Source organism: Luteolibacter flavescens (genome assembly GCF_025950085.1).
In the GTDB taxonomy this organism is placed as follows: Bacteria; Verrucomicrobiota; Verrucomicrobiia; order Verrucomicrobiales; family Akkermansiaceae; genus Haloferula; species Haloferula flavescens.
Window position 1 is genome coordinate 159503 of the sequence record NZ_JAPDDS010000008.1, and the last position, 23776, is coordinate 183278.

Below are 23776 nucleotides of genomic sequence, written 5' to 3' on the forward strand. Positions count from 1 at the left end.
CTCAGCGGGGATCGGCAGGTGGATTGACGGGCGGCGGAACGACGCGCGGACGCGAGATCTCGACCGGGAACTTGCCCAGCGAGATCTGGTCGCCGTCCTTCAGAAAGATCCGGGAAGAGACCACATTGTGGTATGACCCGCCGTCGCGCGTGATGCTGATGCCCGATTCATTCGGCAGCAGGATGGAGGCACGCACCGTCGGCTGGCCCGTCTTCCCCGGCAGCGGCAACCATCCGGCGGACGTCTCGACATACGCCGGTGCCTCGTAGCGGATCTCCACCATGCGCGTCTGCGACTGCGAGTCGATGACCTGGATGCGGCCCTGCAGCGACCTCGTGAAAAAGGCGGCCTCCTTTTCCGACAGACCCTTCCACAGTTGCGCGAGGCGATCCATGCGGACGTGCAGCTCCACGATGTCTCCGGCGCGCAAGGCGATGTCGTGCTTGCGGAGCTGCTCCGGCGTGGCATCGGCGGCGGCTTCCGCGATGATCTTGTCGAGATCCACGTCGAGCGATTCCGTGCCGCCGTCCTCCTTCACGCGATGGATGCGGATGCGCGAGAAGTCCGGGTGCGGCAGGATGCTCGCCCGCGCGCCGCTCTGCCGCAGCGTGGCAGGCAACGACTCGGGCGAGACATCCTCACGCCGCGGCCAGAAGCCCGGCAGCGCCTGCGTCTCCGCGATGATCTGGAAGAGCGTGGGCTGCAAGGCGGCCACATAAGGCGGGGGGTAACGGTCGATTGACGAAGAAGGATTCCCCCCCGCGCAGGGAATGCTCCATCCATACGGCATGCCCGCGGCCCTCAATGTGATGGTACCCGAGCGCTGCTCCGCGATCTTCCCGGCCACCTCTGCGGCGGGGGTGAAGGCGATGCGATCCCCCGGGCGGAGGGCGAAGCGCATCGACTCCTCCATGGGATACTCCAGGCGGATCTCCGGCCACTCGCTGCGGGTGATGAGGATCGTGCCAGTGACGGTACGCGAGTCGCGGAAAAGCTCCATGCCCGGCTGCCAACGCATCGCAACCAGCTCCCCCGCCGTGCACCAAGGCACGCTGGCGGACGTGGGATCGTGATAGACGCGGTCGCCCCGCAGCGTGAGGTGTTCGCGGCGGCCATCGATCTCCAGCGTCACGGGGAAGGCGATGCGGCGCTGCAGGTCCCAGCCGACCTCGGGTGAGGGAGTGCTGCGGAATTCCATGTTCCGCGACCGCACGGGCTCGCCATCCGGTCCGGGAGAGAAGCCCTGCTCGATCACGTCGCCCCACTGCAGCTCGCGCAGCGGTTCCGCGCCATCGAGGCGCACGTCGATGCGCTCGACCTTTCCCCCTTCCGTCTTCCGCCAGATCGCGATGCGGTCCGCGGCGCGCACGTCACCTGGCAGTGTGGACGAGGGCCAGGCGATGTCTTCCGAAGCGAGCAGCAGCTCGGCGAGCGAAAGCGGCGGCGCATCGCCCGACTTCCGAGCCAACTCCTTCGCGCTGTTTCCCACAGCGCTCGAGAAGAAGTGCACGGCGGGCCGCCCGACCAGATCCGGAATGGTGAAGCGCCGGAAAAGCAGCTCATTTAACTCTCTCGATCCGTCCCTCCGCTGCTCGCGGATCCACTTGTCCGTCGGCACCAGCCCGTGGTCAAAGAGCGCCTTCACGATCACGAGATCCCGCTTCTGCACGGCACTCTCCAGCAGGGCAAGATCCTTCGCCGGCGCACCCGCATCGAGGAGGCGCGTCACGGCATCCGCTCGTCCATTCTTCACGGCCAGCGCGAGCAGGTCCTGCAGGGGTGGCTTGTCCGCGGCGTCCAGCAGCGTGTTAAAAACCGACGCATTCTTCGACTCCATCGCCATGGTCCAGGTAGTCGGCCACTCCGGCTTCGCCCCGGCCTCCAGCAGCACCTTCACCGCCTCGGGATTCGGGAAGCGGATGGCGATCTCCAGCGGCGTCAGTCCATCCCACATCGTGCTGCGGGTATAGGGGACGCCGCGGCCCGCCACGCGCTGTTCCGGCGGCGGGGTCTTCACCGTGCGGCGATTCGGATCGGCCCCGGCGGCGAGGAGCCTGCGGATCAGATCCATGGTACCCTCTTCCTCCAGATAGAGCGCAATGTGCAGCGGCGCGATGCCGTGCTCGGCGGTGGGCAGGTCGGGCTTCGCGCCGTGATCGAGCAGGAAATTCGCCGCCTCGATATTCCGCCACGCCAGCGCATCGTGCAGCGGCGTGCCGTAGGGGAAGAAGAGCATGGTGGTGTCCTCCGCGGGAAAGGGCTCGGAAGTGTCCGCGGGCAGGAGATTCACATCGCTGCCCGCCTTCAGCAGATACTCCGTGAGCGCGCGGTCCCAGCGTGCGGCGGGCCGGCGCACGGAGGCGGCGAGCAGTTGCGCCCCATCGGGCGGGAAGCCCTTCGAGAGGAGGAATTTCATCACTTCGATGCGCCCGGCGTGCAGGGCATTGGTCATCGCACCGTTGGCGATGCTCTCGGGCGGATTCCCGCGCTTTTCCAGGATGATGCGGCAGATATCGAGATGGCCGAGATGGGCGGCGGTGCCGAGGGCGTTCGAGCGATACGGGTCATTCCCCGCGTCCAGCAGGTACTCCACCACGCGCGGCCACGCCTTACTGACAGCCTCCTCCAGCGTCTTCGGGTCGCGCAGGAGATCCGGCGCGGTTTTCTCCAGTGCCCTCACCCGAGCCAGCTCCTCCGACTGCGGATCGGCGGGTGCGGGAGTGGTGCTCTCGGGTAGCGCGCCCCCCATGGCGGCCAAGTTTTCCGCGGCCAGCTTTGCCTCCGCGGCGGCGGTGGGGAATTCGCGCAGCAGCCGCTGGTAGAGCGCGATGGCGTCGTCCTTCCGGCCCTGCTTCCGCCGCACCTCCGCCAGCCGGAAGATGGCGCTGGCGGCGAACTGCCGGTCCTCATCGTGGCGGGAAACGAGCGCCTGATAGAGCGTCGCGGCCGCCTCGGCATCGCGATCGACCTCCTCGGTATAGAGCGCCTGGCGAAGCAGTTCGCGCAGGTCTTTCTCCGGTGGAGGCGGCGTCTGTGCCTGCTGCGCATCAAGCGGAGCAAGCGGCAGCAGCAGCGAAAGAAGCACGAGGCCGGAGCGGCGGAAGAGGGATCGCGTCATGGCAGGAAGATGGAGGAAGCGTGAAGCCGGTGTGTCACGGAAGGGTCATGGATGAGGAGTGATGACGAGTGCGTACGTGCGTGCCTTCAGCGGGAGCGCTGCAAGTTCATCTGATCGCCATCGCGGAAGAAGACGCTCGCGGGATTCACTCTGGAATAGGACGTGCCACCGCGGCTCACTTCCACCTCATTGAGCGCCCCCGTCCAGGAGGATGCGCGCACGGTCTGGCTGCTGCCGCCTGGTGACAGCGGGAGCCACCCGGCCGCCGTCTCGCGGAAGACCGGCGGGCGGAAGACGATCTCCTCCAGCCGGATATTGCCACGCCTATCGATGATCTGCACGCGTCCCTGCGTCGCCCGGGTGAGGAATCCGGCCTCCTTTCCCGACAGACCTTTCCACGGCTGGCCGAGTCGGTCCTGTTGAACGCTCAGCTCCACGACGTCCCCGGGCTGGAGTTGGGTATCCAGTTTCCGCACTTCCTCCGCGGAGACATCGTCACCGGTGGCGGCGATGATGCGGGAGAGATCCACCTCCACCATCTCCTCCGTGCCATTATCCCTCAACCGCAGGATGCGGATGCGCGAGAGATCCGGATGCGGCAGCACGGTCAGATCCCCGGCGCGGCCCTGCAGTTCCACAGGGATCCTTTCCGCTGGCCCGTCCTTGAGATATCCCCGGCCCCACGCCGATGGCACCACCTGTGTCTCCGCGAGGATCTGGCAGAGCGTGGGCGCGAGCGCGGTAGCGAGCACGGGTGCCAGAGGTGGCCGTGGCGGCGGGCTTCCTACTTCATGCTTCGCAGTCGTGTAGCCGCTCGCGCAATCCATCGTCCAGCCGTAAGGCAGGCCCGCAGCCCTCACGGCGATGCGCTTCTTCCTCAGCTCCAGGAGCGCGGCTTGGTCCTGCGCGGGTACCTCCACCTTCACGCGGTCGCCGGATTGCAGACCGAACATCGTGGCCACATCCGAGTGAAATGCGACCCGCACCTCCGGCCAGCCCGCGCGCGTCACCGCCAGCGTGAGACCCTGCACCGCATCCAGCGGCGCGGTGAATGACCAGCGCAATGCCGCCAGCTTGCCCGCGGTGCAGAGCGGCACCTCCCGCGACGTGGGATCATGGGTGAGGCGGTCGCCCCGCAGCGTGAGCTCTTCCACCTGCCCGCCGATCTCCAGCGTCACGGGGAAGGAAATGCGCCGCCGAATCTCCCACTCCATCTCGGGCATGAGACCGGAGGTACGGCTGGGAACGCCGTCACCCGGACTCGCCGCCACGCGTGGCTTTCCCGCCCGCTCGACCAGTTCGATGATGTCGCCGGGCTGGTAGGCGGGGAAAGCCCCGTCGCCGTCGATAATAGTTTCATGTACGGCCTGCCATGCATCCCCGGACTTCCGCCAGAGGATGAGCTTGTCTTCCGGCGAGATCCCGGAAGGCCAGTTCGGCGCGATGGAAGGCGCGAGCAGCAGCTCCGCGAGGGAGTCCCCCCGGCGCGGTTCGCCCTCCTCCGTCAGTGCCTTCACCCCGGTTCCACTCATGGAGTGAGTGGCAAGGCGCACCTGCTCCGAAGTCTCCAGCCGGGGCAGCGTGTATTTCCGGAAAAGCTCGGGGCGGAGGGATTTGGGGATGGGCGTGTAGGCATTGCCCATTTGGGCGCTGAAGAAGCTGTCGAGGAAGCCATCCTTCGCCCACTGCTCGTCAAGCTTCGCTCCCCTTGCGATCATCTTCTCGAAGACGGCGATATCCCCCGCCTGCAAGGCGAGCACCAGCGGCGTCTCCCACGGATAATAATTCGAGTCATCCGGCAGCGGCGCACCGCCATCCAACAGCTTCGCCACCAGATCCCATCTATTCAATTCCATCGCCTTCTTCACCACGGAGGCTTCGGGCGTGCCACCCTTTGCCATGAGCAGCTCCACCAGCTCGAATCGCGACGCATCGCACGCCGCCTTCATGCTGGCGGCATCGGGCTTCGCGCCCTTTGCCAGCAGCAGCTCCACCATCGGCCGCCCGAGATTGTGCCCCGCCGCCAACGCGAGAGGGGTCGAGCCGCCCGCGCCCGGCTTGTCAGGATCCGCACCGGCATCTAGCAGCGCCTTCACACTCTCCGCGTCGCCGGGGTGAATGGCGGTCGTGAGCGGCGTGGAGCCGTCCGCATTCGCCACATTCGGATCGGCACCCGCCTTCAGCAGATATTGGAAGCGCCGCGTGTTCTTCGTGCGGATGGACTGCGACAGCAGCGTGAAGCCATCGGAGCCCGGGGCATCGAGCTTCGCTCCCTTCGCGAGCATCGCCTGGATCTTCACTTCGTCCTCGTTTCCCAGAGCCATTTCGAAGGGCGTCGCCCACACGAACGGCTGCCGGTCGGCGTCATAGACATTCGGCGGCATCGGCGGAACCGTGCTGCGCTTCCCGGAGTCCGCGCCTTTCTCTAACAGCGCCTTCACCATCGCGTCCCCATCCGGGCCTTTCAGCGAGGTGGCGAAATGGAGCGGCGTCAGCCCGGTCTCCGGCATCGCCACATCCGGATCCGCGCCGTGCTCCAGCAGCACGCGCACCATGGCCGGCCCGGCCTGCCCCGACAGCACCGCGACATGCAGCGGCGTGCCAAAGGGCGTGCGGAGGCTGGGCGTGCCATTCCACTGCATCATGAAATTCGCATCCGCCTTCCGCTCCAGCAAGAGCGTCGCCGCCTTCACATGGCCCGCGCTCACCGCCACGGTCAGCGGGGACTCGTGGATGCCGAGCGATCTCTCCACGGGGCTGTCCGGGCTGAGCTTCTGGTCGAGCAAATAGGTGAGGATCACCAGGCGATCGTTCTGGACCGCCTCGGCGAGCGCCTTGCCCGCCATCTCCGGCGTGGGTGCGGCTTTCTCAAGCAGCAGTTTGCAGATCGCGAGATTCCCGCGCGCCGCCGCGATGGCCAGCGCGGGCGAACCATTCGGATCCGCCCCTTGGGAAAGGAGGAAGGCGACCACCTTCGGATATTCATTCTGGATCGCATTCGCGAGCGTCTGCGGATCGCGGAGCTTGTCCGGGGAAGTCTCGGCGAGCTTGCGCAGGCGCTTGATGTCCTCCTCCTCGTAATCCACCGGAGCCACCTCGCCCGGGGCCGTCCCGGGGTTCGTTCCAGTTTCCGCGGGCTTTCCCCCCAGCGTTGCCAGGTTTTCCCGTGCGAGCTTCCCCTCCGCCTCCGCCTCGGGGAAGCGCGCCAGCAGCCGCTGGTAGAGCGCGATGGCGTCGTCCTTCCGGCCCTGCTTCCGCCGCACCTCCGCCAGCCGGAAGAGTGCGCTGGCGGCGAAGGCCCGTTGGGCATCGTGCCGTGAAAGCAGCGCCTCATACTGCCTCGCCGCCGCCTCCGGATCGCGCGTCACCTCCTCAGTGTAGAGCCCCTCGCGCAGCAGCTCGCGCAGGTCCTGCTCGCGCTCCGCCTTTGCCGGTGGCGATGCTTTCCCCTCCTGCGCCGCCAGCGGCGTGAGCGGCAGGCACATCGCGGACAGGATCGTCAGGCCGGAACGGCATATCGGGTTTCGCGTCATGGCAGGGAGGATGGCAGCATCCGCCCGCCGGTTTGTCATGGAATGGTCATGACTGCAAGATACGCCATGGAGGTGTGCGTCACGCGAGGCCTCCCCTTGGGAGCGCCGGTCAATGGACCGGCCCGAAGCAGCTATCCATGCCGACGGAGACCCTGTGCCACCGTGGTCCGCATCGCTCCGCGTACGGTCGAAGCTGTTTTGCAGGCAGCCACTGACCTTCGACTCTTGAGGAGGTTTGTGAAAGCGGGCGTTGTTGGTGGCCTCCTCGGACCGGCGAACCGCACGCGGGCCGATGCGGACCACGTTGGCACCCGGTGAGGCGTGCAGCCAGAGACCACCCGGGCCGACCTATTTACCGGCGCTCCCAGGCTGGCTACCGCGAGGCGGAGCGCTGAAGTCGAGCCACGCCTATCTATTTCACCCGGCTCGTGCATATCCGCCGCGTCGCGATCATCGCATCGACGGTGCTTACCTAGCGACGGGTCCAAGCCCCGACGACAATCCGAACGCGAAAAGACCCTGTAGCTTTTTGAACTACAGGGCCTTGAAAGTGGCACACCCAAAGAGACTCGAACTCCTAACCTTCTGATCCGTAGTCAGACGCTCTATCCAATTGAGCTATGGGTGCTTTGTTAACCGTCCTTGCGGCGCGGGCCGGAAAGAAACCGGGCGCGGCGGCTTCTGTCAAGACAATCGGAGGAATGTTTCGCATTTCCGCGAAGAATTTTCGCCGCTCGATTTCCGGTGGCGCGGAGGGCGTTTCGAGACCACCTTTAACTTTTTAGCAAACCGTGCATGCTCGCCTGCATTTTTTGCGAGTTTTGAACTTCTCTGAACCCTTCAGGTCTCATTTTGCGAATGATAACGCAAAATTGTGTTGGGGGAAGACCCCGCCGGTCGGGACCGGAGGGACGGAGCTTGGCGACAAGCCCGTCGGACCTCTGGAAGTCCCTCCGCACCCTTTGCGCCGTATTTTCCGTGCCGCTGGCCATGTGGGCGCTGGGCACTGCCATGGTGCAGGTGGCGCCGCCGGTCTATGAATCCGGGGTCGTGCTCCGCTCCCCTGCCGTTCCGGAGGGTGGAATGACTGCTTCCTTGAAGTCCGGGAAGGTCATCGACGAGGCCGCATCCACGCTCGCCACCGACCACACGTCCGCTGCCACCACGAAGCAAATGCTGCGCTCGCAGGTCACGTGGAAGCCCGCAACCAGCCAGGACACGGTCGAGCTGACCGCCCGGGGCCGCGATCCCGAGGAGGCGCGCCGGACGATGATGGCCGTGGTCGCTTCCTACGAACGCCATCACGCGGAGGAAGGCCGGCAGCTCCTCGTTTACACGCTGCCGCCGGAGACCACGCCAATGCACACGCCTCACGGCACGCGGCTGATGCTGGGCGGTGCGGGCCTGGCGATGCTGGCGCTGCTGCTGAGCATCCCCCTGCTGCGCCGCATGGAGGGCGAGCCGCTGCTGGAGGATGGCTGGCGCGAGCGGATGCTCAGCGCGATTGCTCGAGCATCCGCAGCAAGGGCACCTCGGCCCGCTGGCGGATATCTTCCGGCAGTTCAACCTGCGGGCTGAGATTCGCCAGGCAATCGTGCAGCTTCTGAAGCGTATTCATCTTCATGTAGCGGCAGTCCGCACACGCGCAGCGGTCGGTGGGCCCCGCGATGAGATTCTTGTCCGGGCACTCGCGGCGCAGGCGGTGGAGCATGCCGCTCTCGGTGACGACGATGATGTCCTTCACCGGTGCATTCCGGCAGAAGGTGATCATCTTCTCCGTCGAGCAGACTTCATCGGCCAGCAGTCGCACGGCCTGCGTGCACTCCGGATGGGCGACGACGAGCGCGCCGGGATGCTCCGCCTTGATGCGATTGATCGAGTCGCGAGTGAATTCCACGTGGACGTAGCATGAGCCCTGCCACAGGTCCATCTTGCGGCCGGTCTGCTCCATCACCCAGGCACCGAGATTCGCGTCCGGGACGAAGAGGATGGGGCGGTCCTGCGGGGCCTTGTTCACGATCTTCACCGCATTGCCGGAGGTGCAGATCACGTCGCACAGCGCCTTCACGTGCGCGGAGCAGTTGATGTAGGCGATGACATAGTAGTTCTTCTCCGCATTCGCCTTCAGGAAGGCCTCCAGCTCGGGCCCCGGGCAGCTTTGTTCCAGCGAGCAACCGGCGTCCTTGTCGGGAAGTACGACGACCTTCGTAGGATTCACGATCTTCGCCGTCTCCGCCATGAAGTGGACGCCGCAGAAGGCGATCACGTCGGCATCCGTCTCCTTCGCGTGATAGGCGAGGCCGAGCGAGTCACCGACGTAGTCCGCGATGTCCTGGATGTCCCCGGTTTGGTAATTGTGGGCGAGGATGACGGCATTCCGTTCCTTTTTCAGGGCAAGGATCGCTTCCTTGAGATCGAGCGCGACGGCGGGCATGGCGGACACTAGGACCGAAGCCGCCGCAGGGCAACCGTGGAGACGGGCAGCCGAGGGGAAGGCCCCAGCACGGCTTCAAGCCCAGTGATTCACCGCATACACCACAAAAATCCCCAGCCACATCAAGATGGCCAGCATGTAGACCATCATCCCCATTGAGATCAATCCGTCGACTCCTTCACGAGGACGCACGTCGGGAGAAAATATCTCCTTCAGGACCGGGGCACCAGCTGTCCCAATCGGCAACAGTGCCCACGCCGCTCCCTTGGCACTGATGACACCCGCCATGGCCGCCGGCGATTGTACATAGAGTGCGTGCAGCTTCCCGAACAGGGCATAGCCGACTGACTGCGGGTGGAGAATCCCCTCCACAAACTGGCGGAAGCCGGTCACGAAGTGATGCAAGGTCTCCTCGGGGCCCAATAAGGACAGGGCGACTCCGAGTAAAATGACGGGGCCGAGGAGGATGAGGGCCACCCGCGCAGGTGTTGGCAGCGATGCGAACTGGGTCGGATCTTGCCTGATATAGCTTCCCATCGGGAACCAGCCAAGGACAACGCGGGTGCTTCCCATATCCACCGCGGCCACCGGCTTGCCGTAAAACAGCTGAACGTGCTCAACCCGCAGCTTGCATGCGCGTAGCACCATCAGTTGAGCCGACTGCATCAGTATATTGAAGCAGTGATACACCAAGAAAACTGCAAGCGGGAATGGCACGTGCCGATGGTGCGCAGGCTCTGTATCAAAGCTCAATCAGGATTCCCCCCGGCTTCTGCACGAGCCATGCCTTGTCCGATTTGACCCAACAAAAAAGCCCGCCGCGGCGTGAGCCGGGCGGGCTTTGGAAAAGATCGCAGGTATGACCGATCAGGAATCCACGCCGGAAAGCGTGCCCTGCTTCGTGTCTGCCTTTGCAGCCGGTGCGGCGGCAGCGGCCTGGCCACCACCCTGCTTGGCGGGAGCGCCAGCCGGGGTCGAGGGCGTGCCGACGGCGGACTTGCCGACGAAGATGGCACCCGGCTCGATCGAGAGGGTCTTTGCCTTGATGTCACCGACGACTTCCGCGGAAGCCTTCAGTTCCACGCGGTCGTTGGCGACGATGTTGCCGTGGACCTTGCCATAGACGACCACGGTGCCGGTCTTGATCTCGGCCTTCAGGCGGGCGTTTTCACCCACAGTCAGATTGCCGTCGGACTGGATCTCGCCCTCGATGCGGCCGTCCACGACCAGATCGTTGGTGAATTTGACCGTGCCCTTGATGTCCACGTCGGAGCTGAGGACGTTGCGGGATGGACCCACCGGGCGCTGTGGCGCGGCTGCGGCGGGGACGGAGGCAGCTGCCGCGGCGGCAGGTGCCACCGGCTCGGGGCTGCCGTAGTTGGCAGGAGCGGGTGCCGGTGCCGGCGTGTACGATGCCGTGGGGGCAGGTGCGGTCGGGGCGGCGGGCTCTTCCGGCTTGTTGCCGGTGATCTTGCGAAATCCGAAGCTATTGCTCATGGCGTGTGAATAGGGAATGCGGTGAAGTTGAAAGTCAATTGGATTTCCCCTCGTGCGGACTACTCCTTCGGAGCCTCCACGGGCGGGGCGGGCTGCTCGGACGGAGGCGCGGGCTGCTCTTCCTCGGCGGGCGGCACGGTTTCTTCGGCAGGAGTCGCCGGGGCTTCTTCCGGGGGAGTCGCGTCGCCGCCGGAAAGGATGCTGCCGAGCGGTCCCTCGAGCTCCTTCGGCATGGCGGCACCGTCCAAGATACCGCCTGGGGCCGGGACTTCGCCTCCCTCCGGAGCAGGTGGGGCTGGCGGGGCCTCAACGGCCACGGGGTCCTTGAAGCGCAGCAGGTTCAGGCGCTGGGTGCCCAGATTTGCAAGGGGATTCGTGCCGTAGTCGGAGACGGCCTTCTTGTAGGACTGCTCGGCCTCATCGAGCTTTCCTCCCGCCTTCTGCATGTCGCCGAGCGAAACGAGCGCGTAGGGAGCGACGTAGCGGGCGGCCGGATCGTTGACCAGTTCCTGGAAATACTGCTTCGCCTCGTCCTTCTTCCCCTGCTGCTGCAAGCGGGTGGCGAGACTGGCCTTCGCGCTGATCACGCCGGGGTGATCCGGCGTCGAGGAAATGAAGCCCTTGAGGGTCTCGATGGCGGCGTCCTGGTCACCGGCTTCCCACTGCTTTTCCGCGATGACGAGCTGGGCGCTGCCGGCTGCGGCGGTGTCCGGCTTTTCCTTCACCAGTGCCTGTAGCTGCGGGATGCCCTCGGATTTCACCAGGATGGCACCGGCATTGTGCTCCGACTCCTCTTTCAGGCCGCGCATGACGATGAACGTGGCGGTGGCAGCCACCAGCACGACGCCAAGGGCGATCATGCCCTTCTGGTTGCGCTCGAGGAATGTCTCGAATGCGGAGGGGCCGTGGGAAATTTCGGCAAGCGGGCGCGGGGTTTCGACGGAGTCTTCGGCCATGATGCGGGCCGCGATTAAGGAGCCGGGACGCGTGAAAGCAATGACGAATTCCCTCCCCCGGGCACATCGTTTCGACATGCCGCCGGGATTTTCATGGTCAGCGCGCAAACGGCTTCCCTAAGCTCCGCCGCAGATGGCCGAGGCGCTGTATGTCATCGCGGGGGAATTGAGTGGCGATGCACACGGCGCTGGGATGCTGCGCGCCCTGCTGTCGATGCATCCGGAGCTGGAAGTCCGGGGTGCCGGAGGCCCGGAAATGCGCGAGGTGGCCGGAGACGGCATCCGCGACTGGGTGGAGGAAGCCGCCGTGATGGGCATCTGGGAAGTGCTGAAGCGCTACGGGTGGTTCAAGAAGCGCTTCGACGAGATGCTCACCGAGGTCATCGCGCAAAAGCCCTCGCTGCTCGTGCTGATCGATTACCCCGGCTTCAACCTGCGCTTCGCCGAGGCGGTGCGCCAGGAGCTGCCGAAAACGAAGATCATCTACTACATCAGCCCGCAGGTGTGGGCGTGGAACAAGGGTCGCCTGCCCAAAATGGCGCGTCTCTTGGATGAAATGCTCTGCCTCTTCCCCTTCGAGAAGCCGATCTTCGAAGGCGCGGGACTGCCCACCACCTTCGTCGGCCACCCGCTCGTGGACGAACTGGAGGAGGAGCGCACCGCGGGATCCCGCGAGGAAAACCTGGTCGCCCTGCTGCCCGGCAGCCGGGAGCGCGAGGTCTCCCGGCTCTTTCCGATGATGCTGGAGGCTGCCCGCCGCCTGAATTCCAAGCGCCCGGAGACAAGATTCGAGGCCTGTGGTGCGTCCGCCAAGCTCTCCGCCCGTATGCGCGAACTGACCGCCGCGGCGAAGCTCGACGAGATCGTCCACATCCGGGACGGCGGCGCGCACGATCTGATGCAGCGGGCCGCCTGCGGCGTGGTCGCCAGCGGCACCGCCACGCTGGAGGCCGCGTATTTCGGACTCCCCTACTGCCTCGTCTACAAGGTGGCATGGCCCACCTACCTGATGGCGAAGATGCTCGTGAAGATCGAGTTCATCGGCCTGATCAATATCCTCGCCGGGCAAAAGATGGTGGAGGAATTCATCCAGTCCGAGGCCGATCCGCTACACGTCGAGCAGTCGCTCTCGCGCTTCCTTTCCGACGACTCCTTCCGCGAGGAAACCCGCCGCAAGCTGCTGGCAACGGCTGCCAAGCTCGGCGGCCCCGGTGCCCACGTCCGAGCCGCCACCGCGATCTCGAAGTGGATCGGCCGGTGATGCCCCGGTAGCCGCGAAAGTGGTGGAGCCTCCGGATCCCACCCATCGAAGCCCCCGGGTCATGCTTCTCGAAGAAATGAAAAGGCACCCGGGGATGCCGGGTGCCCTGCTCATCTGCGACCTGCGATCAGGCCGACAGGACAAGTCGTCGGATCAATTCGCGGTGACCGACAGGCGGGCGAAGTGCCGGGCCGAGCCTACCGGGATGGTGGCCGAGATGGTCGTGGCGTCATTGGCGATGTAGGAGCTGACGGCGGTCCATGGGTCGGGCTGCGCACCGAGGGTGGTGGACTCCTCGATCACATAGATGACGTCCCCATTGGCCACGGCGCTCGCGCGCTTGGTGAAGCTCAGGATGCCATTCGCCAGAGTGCCCGGCGACGCATCCGGCGCGGTCGGATTCATCCCCGCGATGGCATACTCGATCAGGTTGCTGAGGCCGTCGCCATCCGGGTCCGCGCCCGGGAGCTTGTCCGCCTCGCTGAGACCGGGGAATTGCGCGATGAAGGACGAGTAGCCCCCGCCGACGGTGACTTTCTTCAGGTGGATCTCCTTGGCGGTGGCGTCGTGCTCGAGAGCATAGCCGGAGGGGACGCTCATGCCGGAGGGCGTGCCGGTCAGCGTGCCGGTATATTTGGCGAGGATGTAGTTCTCGGCAGTTGGTGCGGTGAGGGCATTGAAGGTGAAGTTGTCGCCGGAAAGATCGACATTGCCGGTGATATTCACCCGGTCGGCGGTGGCGCCGTCGACGTCCACGTGGAACTTGCCACCGGTGGTGAAGGAGAGGTTTCCCGTGATGCCGAGGACGCCGACGGTGGTGGTGAGACCTGCGGTGAGCGTGCCGTGGCCGCCGATGCGCACTCCGGTATCTGAGGAGATGCTACCAGTGCCTCCCAGGAGGCCGGTGCCGTTGGTGTTGTCCACTCCGTCCGCATTGCCGTTCCCGACGCGGATGGGGAAGGTGCCATTGGTTTTGGTGAGCGTGCCATTCACGATCAGCGTGCCATTCGATCCCTCATTCCGTCCGACGAAGAGCTGCCCGGCGGTGGTGGAGGAGTCGTTGAGTGTCGCCCCGGCCGCGATGGTGAGCGTGCCGGTGCCGGATTCGCCGACGCTGATGTCCGAGCCGGTGTGCGATGCGGTGCCAGCGGTAAGATTGTAAGTGGCGCTGTGGTTCGCCGCGAGGCCCACGACCAACGAACCGGCGACCAAGACCTCGCCACCGGTCTGATTCATGGTGGCGGAGCCGGTTCCCAGGCTGTTGAGCGCGTCACCTCCCAAGAAGAGCGCTCCACGGACGACGAATGAGCCGTCCGCGACGTTGATGAGACCTGTGCCGTTGTTCACGCCGGCCCGGATCCCGCTGACATTGGTGGTGCCGCTGTTATGATTGTAGGTGCCCGTACCATCGAGGCCCACGATGAGATTCGAGGCCCCGGCGATCTCGTAAGTGCCTCCGTTCACGTTGACCGTTCCGTTGCCGGTGGTGCCCTGGCCGAGCCAGTCCCAGTTGCCCGAGGCATTGTAGTAGAGGCCGTCGAGTTCGACATTCAGGACGCCGGTGCCATTGAAGCCGATGCGCAGGTCACCGACGTTCGCCCCCGTTTCGCGACGGAACTCACCTCCGGTGGCGATGGTGATCGTACCGTTGCCGGTGCCATTCCGGCCGACATAGAGATCGGATCTCGCTTCGACGGTATTGACCCTGGAGAAGACGGCGAAATCCTCCACCGTCATCGCTCCCGTGCCGGTGAAGCCGACGGTGAGCTCCCCGTCCGTCATGTCCATGCGAGCCGGGAAGCCGTCCAGATGGAGGAAGCCCTTGGCTCCGCCACCCGCGCCAACCTCGACATTGCCCCGTGCATTGAATTTCCCGCCGTCATTCACCGTGAGGACGCTCTGAAAATCGGAGGTCGATTGCCCGATGCGGATATGGGGATTCAGGACGATGGTGGTGCCGTTCCATGTCTTCTGGTCGCCTTCGAGCACGCCGTCGGAGTTGATGGTGACAACGCCGACCGTTCCCGTGGAGGGGGCGAGATTCATGGTGAATGCGCCGACATTCGGGGACAGGTCCACGCGGTCGCGGAGATTGAGCACGGCGCTGCCGGCGGCCCCGGTATTGTCGCCGACCTTGATGGTGCCGTTGCCATTGGCTTCCACGCCCACCTGGAGATTGGTGCCGCCGCCGGTGGAGTCGGTCACGTGGAAGCGTCCGTCATTGATATTGAGGGTGCCCACGCCCTTGTGACCGATGCGCACCCACCATCCACCTTCAGACTGGCTGAGCACGCCGCCATTGATGTTGATGGAATTCCCATTGCTCACGCCGAAATCATTCGACCCATCGAGGCCCGCGAAGGGTGCTCCATTCGTGTAGAGCACCGTGTGCCCCGTGAGGATATTGGCGGTATCAGCGGCTCCGGGGAGCGGGACCACGCCACCGGACCAGGTCGCCGTGGCATTCCAATTTCCCGAAGCGGCGGAGTCCACGGTGGCCGCCGTGGCGATGCCGCCCAGAGGCATGAGAGTCAGAAAAAGTGAAGCCTGACGGCAGAGTGATCGATTAATGGGTTTCATGGGTATCGAGTTGTTTGAAGAGCGCCATTTATGGCGTCAACCCGAAACCAGATGATGACATCCTACCTCTTGGCGGCTTGCAAAATGACTCGGCGATGGACTAGCGGCAGAAATCAGGCAAACCGCGCACTCTGCACGCATATCGGTATATCATCGCGAAACTTGCTGACCTGCCGCACGATCCAGCCGATCAATAGCAACGGTGTATCGCCCACCGCGAGGCAGGCATCAGCGCCACAACGCACCTGCAAGACCACTATCTCGCCGGTTGCCAGATCGGATACAGCCCGGGCTCGTCGATCATCATATCACCGGTACCGTTATAGGGTCATGCCGACCTCGGCGCGCGGATTGATCCCGAGGTGAAGCGCACCGGTTCCAGCGCCGCCAAATAGGAAACGGTGCCGAGCCGGGAAACCATCCCGGATTGGCAAGCACCCTATTCTGGCAATGGGACTAGAGCTGGGAGCGGGTCAGCGACACGACCCAATCCGAGGCCTTCGTCGCAAGATCACGTGACTCCCAATCTTCCAAGATGAACTCCCGCGACCTCGCCAGGTCTTCATCAAACTTGGCGGAGGCATCGCGGGCGAAGCCTTCATCGATCACGCTGAGGTTTGCCTCATCGTTCAGGCGGAACGAGCGGTTGTCGAAGTTGGCCGAGCCCACGGATGTCCACAGATCATCGATGATCATGCACTTGCAGTGATACATGGAGGGCTGGAATTCATAGACCTTGATGCCGTGGCGCAGCAGCTCGCCCCAGCGATTGCGGGAGGCGTGGTGGACCAGTTGTGAATCGATCTGCGAACCGGGCACGAGGATCGTGACCCGGACACCGCGCGCCGCCGCCTCTATGAGCGCGGCAGTGGTGAGATCGTCCGGAACGAAGTAGGCATTCCCGATCTTCACGGACTCCCGTGCCGAGGTGATGGAGAGATTGAACATGAGCCTCGCGCTCTCGCTGCCCTCCATCGGCGAACTCTTGAACATCTGGCAACGGTGGGAACCCTTCTTCTCCAAGTGAGGAAAGTAGTCATCCCCATGAAGGACGACGGCGCGGGTTTTCATCCAGTTGTCCAGGAAGGCAGCCTGCATCTGCGCCACGACGGGGCCCTCCACACGATAGTGAGAATCCCGCCACTCATCCGGCCCGCGTGCATCGCCATCCCATTCATCGGCAATCCCGACTCCGCCGGTGAAGCCAAGCTTGCCATCGATTACAAGCAGCTTGCGGTGGGTCCGGTGATTGGCGCGGGCGAGGTTCGCGATGTGGTAGATCTCCAGCTCCACGCCGGCCTCGCGCATCTGCCTCAGCGAGGCGGCATCGAGGCAGTTGCAGCCGACGCCATCGATCAGCACATGGACCCTGACTCCCTGCCGGGCCTTGCGGGAGAGGGCTTCCGCAAACTTCTGCGATATCAGGCCGTCCCAGTAGATGAATGTCTCGAAGGTGATCGTGCGCTGAGCGCTCTCGATGGCAGCGAGCATGGCCGGAAAGATGGCTTCCCCGTTGTGGAGAGCCTCGACCTTGTTCCCATCGAGGATGGGTGGCCCCAGGAGCTGGCTCATCGCACGCTCGAATTGTGGATCATGAACGCCGTAAAGATGGCGGATCCGGCGTTTGATCTTCTTCTCCCCCGCGATGAAATTCTTCCCGAAGATGGTGGCAGCGATTGATATGGCGGCAGTTGCGCCGATCAACAGGAGATCCGAGCTACGAATTTTCATGGATAGGGACGAGCGCCACGGCGGCTCTCTCCATTTGGCCCAAGCCACGGAAACCGCAACGGATTTTCCTCACGAGACCACCGTAATGCGACGGCGCGGTTGAGGCTCGTTCAATAGCCCGATCCGCCGGAAGGGCGACAGCCCTGACGAGCCATCATTTGAAGTCTCACAAAAACCACCGGGACAGATGGTGGTCGGGGCGGCCAGATTCGAACTGACGACATCCTGCTCCCAAAGCAGGCGCTCTACCAGGCTGAGCTACGCCCCGTGACTTGACGGGCGGGACCATCGGTGGACGGGGGCGGACTGGCAAGAGGAAAGCCATGCCAATCCGCATTATATTCGCCCACCGGAGGTCCGCTTGATCAGGACTCGTCCCCGCTGTCCGGGGCATCTCCATCGGCGGCGGTGGATTCACCGGAAACGGTGCCCGCATCCGAGGATGACTCGTCGCCCGCGAGGGCCGCGGAGTCTTCGCCGACAGCGTCCTCACCGTCAGGGATGACGATGGCGACGTCCTGGAGCTTCTCGCCTTCCTTCAGCGTGAGGAGCTTCACGCCCTGGGCGACACGGCCGGTCTCGCGGATGCCCTTTTCACCGCCGACCTTGATGCGGATGCTCTGGCCGGTGGAGGTCATGAGCATGAGCTCGTCTTCCTCGGTGACGGCGACAGCGCTGACGACCTTGCCAGTTTTGTCGGTGACGTTGAGCGTCTTCACACCCAGGCCGCCGCGGCGGAGGGAGCGATAGCTGGAGAAGGCGGTGCGCTTGCCGAGACCGTTTTCCGAGGCGACGAGTAGCATCGTCTCCTCCGAAACGATCGCCATGCCGACGACATAGTCATCTTTCCGCAGGCGGATGCCCGTGACACCGGCGGTCGCGCGGCCTTGCGGACGGATTTGCGGCCTGCCCTCGTCTTCAGAGGCTTCTTCTTCCGACTCCGGCTCCTCACCATCCTCGGGCTCTCCCTGGGGCTTCTTGTAAACGCCTTCGGTGAACTTGATGCTCATGCCATCACGGGTGACGAGGATGATCTCGTTGTCACCCGTGGTGAGATTCACGCCGATGAGGTCATTGCCCTCGTCGAGGTTGATGGCGGTGAGGCCGGCCTTGCGGTAGTTGCGGAAGTCATTCAGCGCGGTCTTCTTCACCTTGCCATTGCGGGTGGCGAAGAAGATGTAGCCGGCGTCCTCGCGGAAGGTCACGTCGTTGCCATTCTCATCGGTCGCGCGCTCGAGGCGCAGCAGCGCGGCGATCTTCTCGTCGGGCTTCAGGTCGAGGACGTTCTTGATGCTGCGGCCCGTCGAGGTGCGCGAGCCCTCGGGCAGGCCATAGACGCGCTCGACATAGACGCGGCCGGTATTCGTGAAGAAGAGCAGGTAATCGTGCGCCTGGACACTGAAGAGATGCTCGATGAAATCGTCGGCCTCGTCCTTCGCGGTGGCCTTTGTCTCCATGCCCTTCAGGCCCTTGCCGCCGCGGCCCTGCAGGCGGTACTCGGTGGCCGGGGTGCGCTTCACGTAGCCGCGGTGCGAGAGGGTGACGATCATCGCGTCATTGGCGATGAGCTCTTCCATCGCGATCTCGCCGGCCTCGGCGAGGATGGGGCACTTGCGCGGGGTGGCGTGCTTTTCGCGGATCGCGCGGAGCTCGTCCTTGATGATATTCAGCACGCGCTCCTCGCGGGCGAGGATGTCGAGCAGGTCCTTGATGGTCTCGAGGATCTCGTCGTACTCGCCCTTCACCTTGTCGCGCTCCAGGCCGGTGAGCTGATAGAGACGCAGCTCGAGGATGGCATTCACCTGGCGCTCGCTGAAGACATAGCGGTCTCCCTGCACGGCGGCCTGCGAGCGGATGAGGATGCCCAGCCCCTCGGCGGTGGCGGTGGAGAATTGATAGGCGGCGAGGCGTTCGCGGGCCTCGTCGCGGTTCTTCGAGTCGCGGATGATCTTGATGAAGTCATCGAGGTGGCCCAGCGCGAGAAGGAAGGCCTCCAGCAGCTCGGCGCGTTCTTCCGCCTTGCCCAGCAAGAAGCGTGTGCGGCGGATGACGACCTCGCGGCGGTGCTCGATGTAGGCGTCGATGACCTCCTTCAGCGAAAGCTGCTTCGGGCGGTTCTTGTGAATCGCCAGCATGTTCACGCTGAAGGACGTCTCCAGCGCGGTGAGCTTGAAGAGCTGCGCGACCACGACCTGCGCGCGGGCGTCGCGCTTCAGCTCGATCTCGATGCGCGTCTCCTCGTCGGAAAGGTCACGCATGCCGGAGATGCCGGTGAGCGCCTTTTCATTCACCAGCTCCGCGATGCGCTCCTGCAGCACGGCGCGGTTCACGCCGTAGGGGACCTCGCGGATGACGATGAGCGACTTGCCGTTCTCGTTTTCCTCGATCTCCACCTTGCCGCGGAGGCGCATGGAGCCGCGCCCAGTGCGGAAGTATTCCTCGATGCCGCGGATGCCGCGGATCTCGCAGGACACGGGGAAGTCCGGCCCCTTGATGTACTGCATCAGCTCCGGCAACGTGATCTCGGGATTGTCGATCTGCGCGCAGATGCCGTCGATGACTTCGCCCAGGTTGTGCGGGGCGAGGTTCGTCGCCATGCCGACGGCGATGCCGGTGCCGCCATTGACGAGGAAATTCGGGAAAGCGGACGGGAGCACCGAGGGCTCCTCCAGCGAGCCGTCGTAGTTCGGCTGGAAGTCGACGGTGTCCTTGTCGAGGTCCTCCATCATCGCCATGCCCAGGTGGTGCAGGCGCGCCTCGGTGTATCGCATGGATGCCGCGGCATCGCCTTCCACCGAGCCGAAGTTCCCCTGCCCGTCCACGAGCATCTCGCGCATCGACCATGGCTGGCCCATGTTCACGAGGGTGGTGTAGATGGATTGGTCGCCGTGCGGGTGGTAGTTACCCATCGTCTCACCGACGATCTTCGCGCACTTCACGTGGGCCTTGCCGGGCGTCACGCCGAGCTGGCGCATCGCATAGAGCACGCGGCGCTGGGAAGGCTTCAGGCCGTCGCGCACATCCGGAAGCGCGCGCGAAATGATGACCGACATCGAGTACTCGAGGAACGAGCTGGAAAGCTCCTCGGCGACGTTGATGGGTTTGATCGAATCTTGAGACATGCGGGAAAAAGTTCAGGCGCGGGAAAGCGCGTTGGCGGAGACGAAGAGATTGCGGAGGCGGAACTCGGTGGGGCTTTCCTGAAGCAGGACCATTCGAAGATTGTGAGAGCGGGCGGCGAAGCGTGGCTCTGCCAGTGCGCGGGTGGAGCCCTTCGCCCAATCCGGCACGCGTAGCCGGTGGTTGTTGGCAAGCCAAGCCGCGGTGGCTGCAAGAAACGCATCCGCGTGGCCGCCGTCGCTGAGTGTCGGCTCAAGCAAGGCGGGCTCGTCCGTGATCAGCGACAAGTCGGGCTGCTCACGGAAGCGATCCAGAAAGTCGCGGAGCGCATAGCCGAAGTCTTCGTCGCTGCTCACTTCACCGAATGCCTCGGTCATGGGTACGGCGAGAGATTTCATGGCTTGCCTCCTTCTATCTCGGCGATGATTTCCTCGATGAAGAAAGTGGTCTTCGCGGAAATCATCTCGGCGGGATAATACTCCGCGACAACGTCGAGGACTTGCTTGCTCGTGGTGAAGCCGAGCTCCCGGCAGAGCAACACGATGTCGGCCCGGTCCCCTCCTCCATCGTAGCCTGCCACGCGGCTGGCCATGCACTTCATTGCCAGCAGGTAGCGGGTGGATGGACGGAGTATGCGGAGATTCGGCCACTGTGGCATGCCCTCATCCGTCAGCTCGCCGGTGGCCGACACGAAGCCCTTGACCCCGTCATTCAGCCAAGAAGCCGGAAGCCCCAGATTTTCCGCGACCTGCTCCGCAGCTCCGGAAATCTCACTCTTCGGCATGAAGACCGCATCGACATCACGCGTGGACAGACGGGCATCGAACGCAAGGACCATGGTGGCCCCACCGAAGATGCAAAGCTCACCCATGACGCCCTTCCGCTGAAGGATGGCGTCAAGAGCGTCGAGGGCGGCCAAAATCCTTTCCCTCGTCAGCTTTGGTTTGTCACCGGGCATCGGTTACACGTCGAGATTCCGGACGTTCAGCGCGTTGTCTTCGATGAACCGCTTCCGCGGCTCGACGATGTCGCCCATGAGGACGTCGAACATCTTGTCGGCCTCCACGGCATTGTCCTCGTCGAGGCGGACGCGGAGGAACTGGCGGGTCTCCGGGTCCATGGTGGTCTCGAAGAGCTGCTTGGCATTCATTTCGCCCAGACCCTTGAATCGCTTGATCTGGACGCCGCGGCTGGCGATCTCGAGGACGCGAACGAGCACCTCGGGCAGCGAGAAGACCGGATGGATCTTCTGCTTCTCGCCGTCGCCTTCGAGGAGTTCGAAGAGCGGCGTGTCGTCATCGGAGAACTTCGCGGTATCGATGCCGCTCTCATTCAGGCGGCTGAAGATGCGCGCGATGGCGTGCGACTCGTGCAGCTCGTGGAGATTCGCGCGGCGGGACGGGCCGGTGTGCGCGGCAGCCTCTTCATCCGTCAGCGGCTCGTCAAAGAGGCGCAGGTCGCGGTTCTCCGCGGCGTAGGCACGCAGCGCGACTTCATCCGGGAAGTAGAGCACGCTCTCATCATTCCCGATTCGGACGCGGATCATGTACTCCGGCAGCTTCCCGTCGCGGCGCGCGGCGAGGTATTCCTTGAAGCGGCCGCCATTGCCCTCGATGGAATTCGAGTAGCGTGAAAGCGCGGACAGGTTCTCCAGGATCACCTTCAGCTCCTCCGGGGAGAAGCTGCGGGACTGGTCCTGCGTGCGCAGTTCCACCTCGCTGGAGCCGAGCTCGATGAGGATCTTGTTGAGCTGGTCATTGTCCTGAACGTATTCGGACCGCTTCTTCCGCGTGACGAGGTAGAGCGGCGGCTGCGCGATGTAGAGGAAGCCGCGCTTCACCAGCTCCGGCATGTGGCGGCAGAAGAAGGTCAGCAGCAGCGTGCGGATGTGCGAGCCGTCCACGTCGGCATCGGTCATGATGACGACCTTGTGGTAGCGGACCTTGTCGATATTGAAGGAGCCGTCCTGCTCGCCATCGCCGATGCCCGCGCCGATGGCGGTGATCAGGTTCTGGATTTCCTTGTTCTGCAGCGCGCGGTGCAGGCGGGCCTTCTCCACGTTGATGAGCTTTCCGCGCAGCGGCAGGATGGCCTGCGTGCGGCGGTCCCGGCCTTGCTTGGCCGAGCCACCTGCGGAGTCACCTTCGACAATGTACAGCTCGGACTTCGCCGGATCGCGCTCGGAGCAGTCCGCCAGCTTGCCTGGCAGCCCGCCACCGGAGAGCGCGGACTTCCGCACCGTCTCGCGGGCCTTGCGTGCGGCCTCACGGGCACGCGCGGCATTCAGCGATTTCTCGATGACCTTCTTCGCCAGCGCCGGGTTCTCGTCGAAGTACTGGACGAGGCCCTCATAGACGATGGAGGAGACGACGCCCTCGATCTCCGAGTTCACCAGCTTGCCCTTCGTCTGCGAGGAGAAGCGCGGGCTCGGCATCTTCACGGAGATCACGCAGACGAGGCCCTCGCGAACGTCATCGCCGGTCAGCGCCACGTCCTTCTCTTTCAGGATCTTGTTCGCCTTCGCGTACTGGTTGATGCCGCGGGTCAGCGCCGTGCGGAAGCCGGTGAGGTGAGTGCCACCGTCCGCGTTCGGAATCGAGTTCGCGAAGCAGAGGATCTGGTCGTTGTATGAGTCGTTGTACTGGAAGACGATATCGGCGAAGACATCCTCCTGCGACTGCTTGCCGTCGTAGTCGATCTCGATCTGGCGCTTGCCGGAAATGCTGACGGGCTCGTCGTGGATGACCGTCTTGCTCTTCCCGAGTTCGTTCACGAATTCCACGATGCCCTTCGCGTAGAAGAAGGACGTCTTTCGTGCAGACTCCGGGCGCTCGTCCTCGAGGTCGATAGTCAGGCCGGGATTCAGGAAGGCGAGCTCGCGCATGCGCGTCGAGAGCCGGTCGAACTGGAACTCGATCGTATCGACGAAGATGGTCGCGTCCGGGAAGAAGGTGATCGTGGTGCCGGTGCGCTTCGCATCCACCTCGCCCACCACGTGCAGCGGCAGGGTCGTCTTGCCGCGCTCGAAGGAGATCGCGTGGACCTTCCCATCGCGATAGACCTCCGCCTTGAACCAATCCGAGAGAGCGTTCACGCACTTCGCGCCCACGCCGTGCAGACCGCCGGAATACTTGTAGGCGCCCTGGCCAAACTTGCCGCCCGCGTGTAGGTTCGTCAGCACCAGCTCGACCGCCGGGATGCCGAATTTCGGGTGAACATCGACCGGGATACCGCGGCCATTGTCAGCCACGGAGATCGAGCCATCGACATGGATCGAGACCCTGATGCGGTCGCAATAGCCCGCGAGGTGCTCGTCGATGGAATTGTCGAGAACCTCGAAAACGCAGTGGTGCAGGCCGCGCTCGTCGGGGTCGCCGATGTACATGCCGGGCCGCTTGCGGACGGCCTCCAAGCCTTCGAGTTTGTCGATCTGGGCGGCGCTGTATTCCTGGTCACCGCTGACGTTCGTATCGGCCTTTTCAGGCTCCTGATGCTCTTCGGACATGGGCGCGCAAAAGGTCTGAAATACGCGCGCGCGAGACAAGG

Annotated in this window: 14 protein-coding genes and 2 tRNA genes; 2 read left to right on the forward strand and 14 right to left on the reverse strand. The window is 64.2% G+C overall.

Annotated features, from left to right (window positions below; translation table 11 throughout):
* Position 1: 1 nt before the first annotated feature.
* From OKA04_RS15415 to OKA04_RS15425, 3 genes are all read right to left on the reverse strand, one after another.
* The gene (locus tag OKA04_RS15415) at positions 2 to 3118 is read right to left on the reverse strand and encodes a tetratricopeptide repeat protein (protein WP_264502078.1); all 3117 of its coding nucleotides are present in this window, start codon (positions 3116 to 3118) and stop codon (positions 2 to 4) included.
* Positions 3119 to 3204: 86 nt separating this feature from the next.
* Complete coding sequence (locus tag OKA04_RS15420; RefSeq protein ID WP_264502079.1) at positions 3205 to 6651, reverse strand: ankyrin repeat domain-containing protein; 3447 nt, start codon at positions 6649 to 6651, stop codon at positions 3205 to 3207.
* Between the two features lie 551 nt (positions 6652 to 7202).
* Positions 7203 to 7279 (reverse strand) — tRNA-Arg (locus OKA04_RS15425).
* A 350-nt stretch (positions 7280 to 7629) separates the two neighbouring features.
* Here OKA04_RS15425 and OKA04_RS15430 point away from each other — a divergent pair.
* Complete coding sequence (locus OKA04_RS15430; RefSeq protein ID WP_264502080.1) at positions 7630 to 8229, forward strand: hypothetical protein; 600 nt, start codon at positions 7630 to 7632, stop codon at positions 8227 to 8229.
* Here the strand turns inward: OKA04_RS15430 and nadA are convergent.
* The 4 genes from nadA to OKA04_RS15450 form a co-directional block, all read right to left on the reverse strand.
* Complete coding sequence (gene nadA, locus OKA04_RS15435) at positions 8147 to 9085, reverse strand: quinolinate synthase NadA (RefSeq protein ID WP_264502081.1); 939 nt, start codon at positions 9083 to 9085, stop codon at positions 8147 to 8149. The two genes, OKA04_RS15430 and nadA, sit on opposite strands and share 83 nt — an antisense overlap.
* 75 nt (positions 9086 to 9160) lie before the next feature.
* Positions 9161 to 9802 carry a hypothetical protein gene (locus OKA04_RS15440; RefSeq protein ID WP_264502082.1) on the reverse strand — a complete coding sequence of 214 codons (642 nt, stop codon included), beginning with the start codon at positions 9800 to 9802 and terminating at the stop codon, positions 9161 to 9163.
* Positions 9803 to 9952: 150 nt separating this feature from the next.
* Entirely contained in the window at positions 9953 to 10582 is a 630-nt protein-coding gene (locus OKA04_RS15445; protein WP_264502083.1) for a bactofilin family protein, read from the reverse strand.
* A gap of 59 nt (positions 10583 to 10641) precedes the next feature.
* Entirely contained in the window at positions 10642 to 11538 is an 897-nt protein-coding gene (locus OKA04_RS15450; protein WP_264502084.1) for a tetratricopeptide repeat protein, read from the reverse strand.
* Positions 11539 to 11671: 133 nt separating this feature from the next.
* Between OKA04_RS15450 and lpxB the strand changes: the two genes are divergently transcribed.
* Entirely contained in the window at positions 11672 to 12799 is a 1128-nt protein-coding gene (lpxB, locus tag OKA04_RS15455; RefSeq protein ID WP_264502085.1) for a lipid-A-disaccharide synthase, read from the forward strand.
* Positions 12800 to 12952: 153 nt separating this feature from the next.
* Here lpxB and OKA04_RS15460 read toward each other — a convergent pair whose 3' ends face one another.
* From OKA04_RS15460 to gyrB, 7 genes are all read right to left on the reverse strand, one after another.
* Positions 12953 to 15325, reverse strand: coding sequence for a beta strand repeat-containing protein (locus OKA04_RS15460; protein ID WP_264502086.1), 2373 nt, complete (start codon positions 15323 to 15325; stop codon positions 12953 to 12955).
* A 510-nt stretch (positions 15326 to 15835) separates the two neighbouring features.
* A complete protein-coding gene (locus tag OKA04_RS15465; RefSeq protein ID WP_264502087.1) occupies positions 15836 to 17110 on the reverse strand; it encodes a phospholipase D-like domain-containing protein in 1275 nt (424 codons plus the stop codon).
* 191 nt (positions 17111 to 17301) lie between these two features.
* Positions 17302 to 17378, reverse strand: a tRNA-Pro gene (locus tag OKA04_RS15470).
* A gap of 97 nt (positions 17379 to 17475) precedes the next feature.
* A complete protein-coding gene (gyrA, locus tag OKA04_RS15475) occupies positions 17476 to 20232 on the reverse strand; it encodes a DNA gyrase subunit A (RefSeq protein ID WP_264502088.1) in 2757 nt (918 codons plus the stop codon).
* A 12-nt stretch (positions 20233 to 20244) separates the two neighbouring features.
* The gene (locus tag OKA04_RS15480) at positions 20245 to 20607 is read right to left on the reverse strand and encodes a hypothetical protein (RefSeq protein WP_264502089.1); all 363 of its coding nucleotides are present in this window, start codon (positions 20605 to 20607) and stop codon (positions 20245 to 20247) included.
* A gap of 17 nt (positions 20608 to 20624) precedes the next feature.
* The gene (locus OKA04_RS15485; RefSeq protein WP_264502090.1) at positions 20625 to 21068 is read right to left on the reverse strand and encodes a hypothetical protein; all 444 of its coding nucleotides are present in this window, start codon (positions 21066 to 21068) and stop codon (positions 20625 to 20627) included.
* 123 nt (positions 21069 to 21191) lie between these two features.
* Entirely contained in the window at positions 21192 to 23735 is a 2544-nt protein-coding gene (gene gyrB, locus OKA04_RS15490) for a DNA topoisomerase (ATP-hydrolyzing) subunit B (protein ID WP_264502091.1), read from the reverse strand.
* Positions 23736 to 23776 lie beyond the last annotated feature (41 nt).

Bases quoted from the DNA above. Each gene is read 5' to 3' on its own strand.
- OKA04_RS15415 (WP_264502078.1), bottom strand. From the start codon at position 3,118: ATGACGCGATCCCTCTTCCGCCGCTCCGGCCTCGTGCTTCTTTCGCTG.
- OKA04_RS15420 (WP_264502079.1), bottom strand. From the start codon at position 6,651: ATGACGCGAAACCCGATATGCCGTTCCGGCCTGACGATCCTGTCCGCG.
- nadA (WP_264502081.1), bottom strand. From the start codon at position 9,085: ATGCCCGCCGTCGCGCTCGATCTCAAGGAAGCGATCCTTGCCCTGAAA.
- OKA04_RS15445 (WP_264502083.1), bottom strand. From the start codon at position 10,582: ATGAGCAATAGCTTCGGATTTCGCAAGATCACCGGCAACAAGCCGGAA.
- OKA04_RS15450 (WP_264502084.1), bottom strand. From the start codon at position 11,538: ATGGCCGAAGACTCCGTCGAAACCCCGCGCCCGCTTGCCGAAATTTCC.
- lpxB (WP_264502085.1), top strand. From the start codon at position 11,672: ATGGCCGAGGCGCTGTATGTCATCGCGGGGGAATTGAGTGGCGATGCA.
- OKA04_RS15460 (WP_264502086.1), bottom strand. From the start codon at position 15,325: ATGCCTCTGGGCGGCATCGCCACGGCGGCCACCGTGGACTCCGCCGCT.
- OKA04_RS15465 (WP_264502087.1), bottom strand. From the start codon at position 17,110: ATGAAAATTCGTAGCTCGGATCTCCTGTTGATCGGCGCAACTGCCGCC.
- gyrA (WP_264502088.1), bottom strand. From the start codon at position 20,232: ATGTCTCAAGATTCGATCAAACCCATCAACGTCGCCGAGGAGCTTTCC.
- OKA04_RS15480 (WP_264502089.1), bottom strand. From the start codon at position 20,607: ATGACCGAGGCATTCGGTGAAGTGAGCAGCGACGAAGACTTCGGCTAT.
- OKA04_RS15485 (WP_264502090.1), bottom strand. From the start codon at position 21,068: ATGGTCCTTGCGTTCGATGCCCGTCTGTCCACGCGTGATGTCGATGCG.
- gyrB (WP_264502091.1), bottom strand. From the start codon at position 23,735: ATGTCCGAAGAGCATCAGGAGCCTGAAAAGGCCGATACGAACGTCAGC.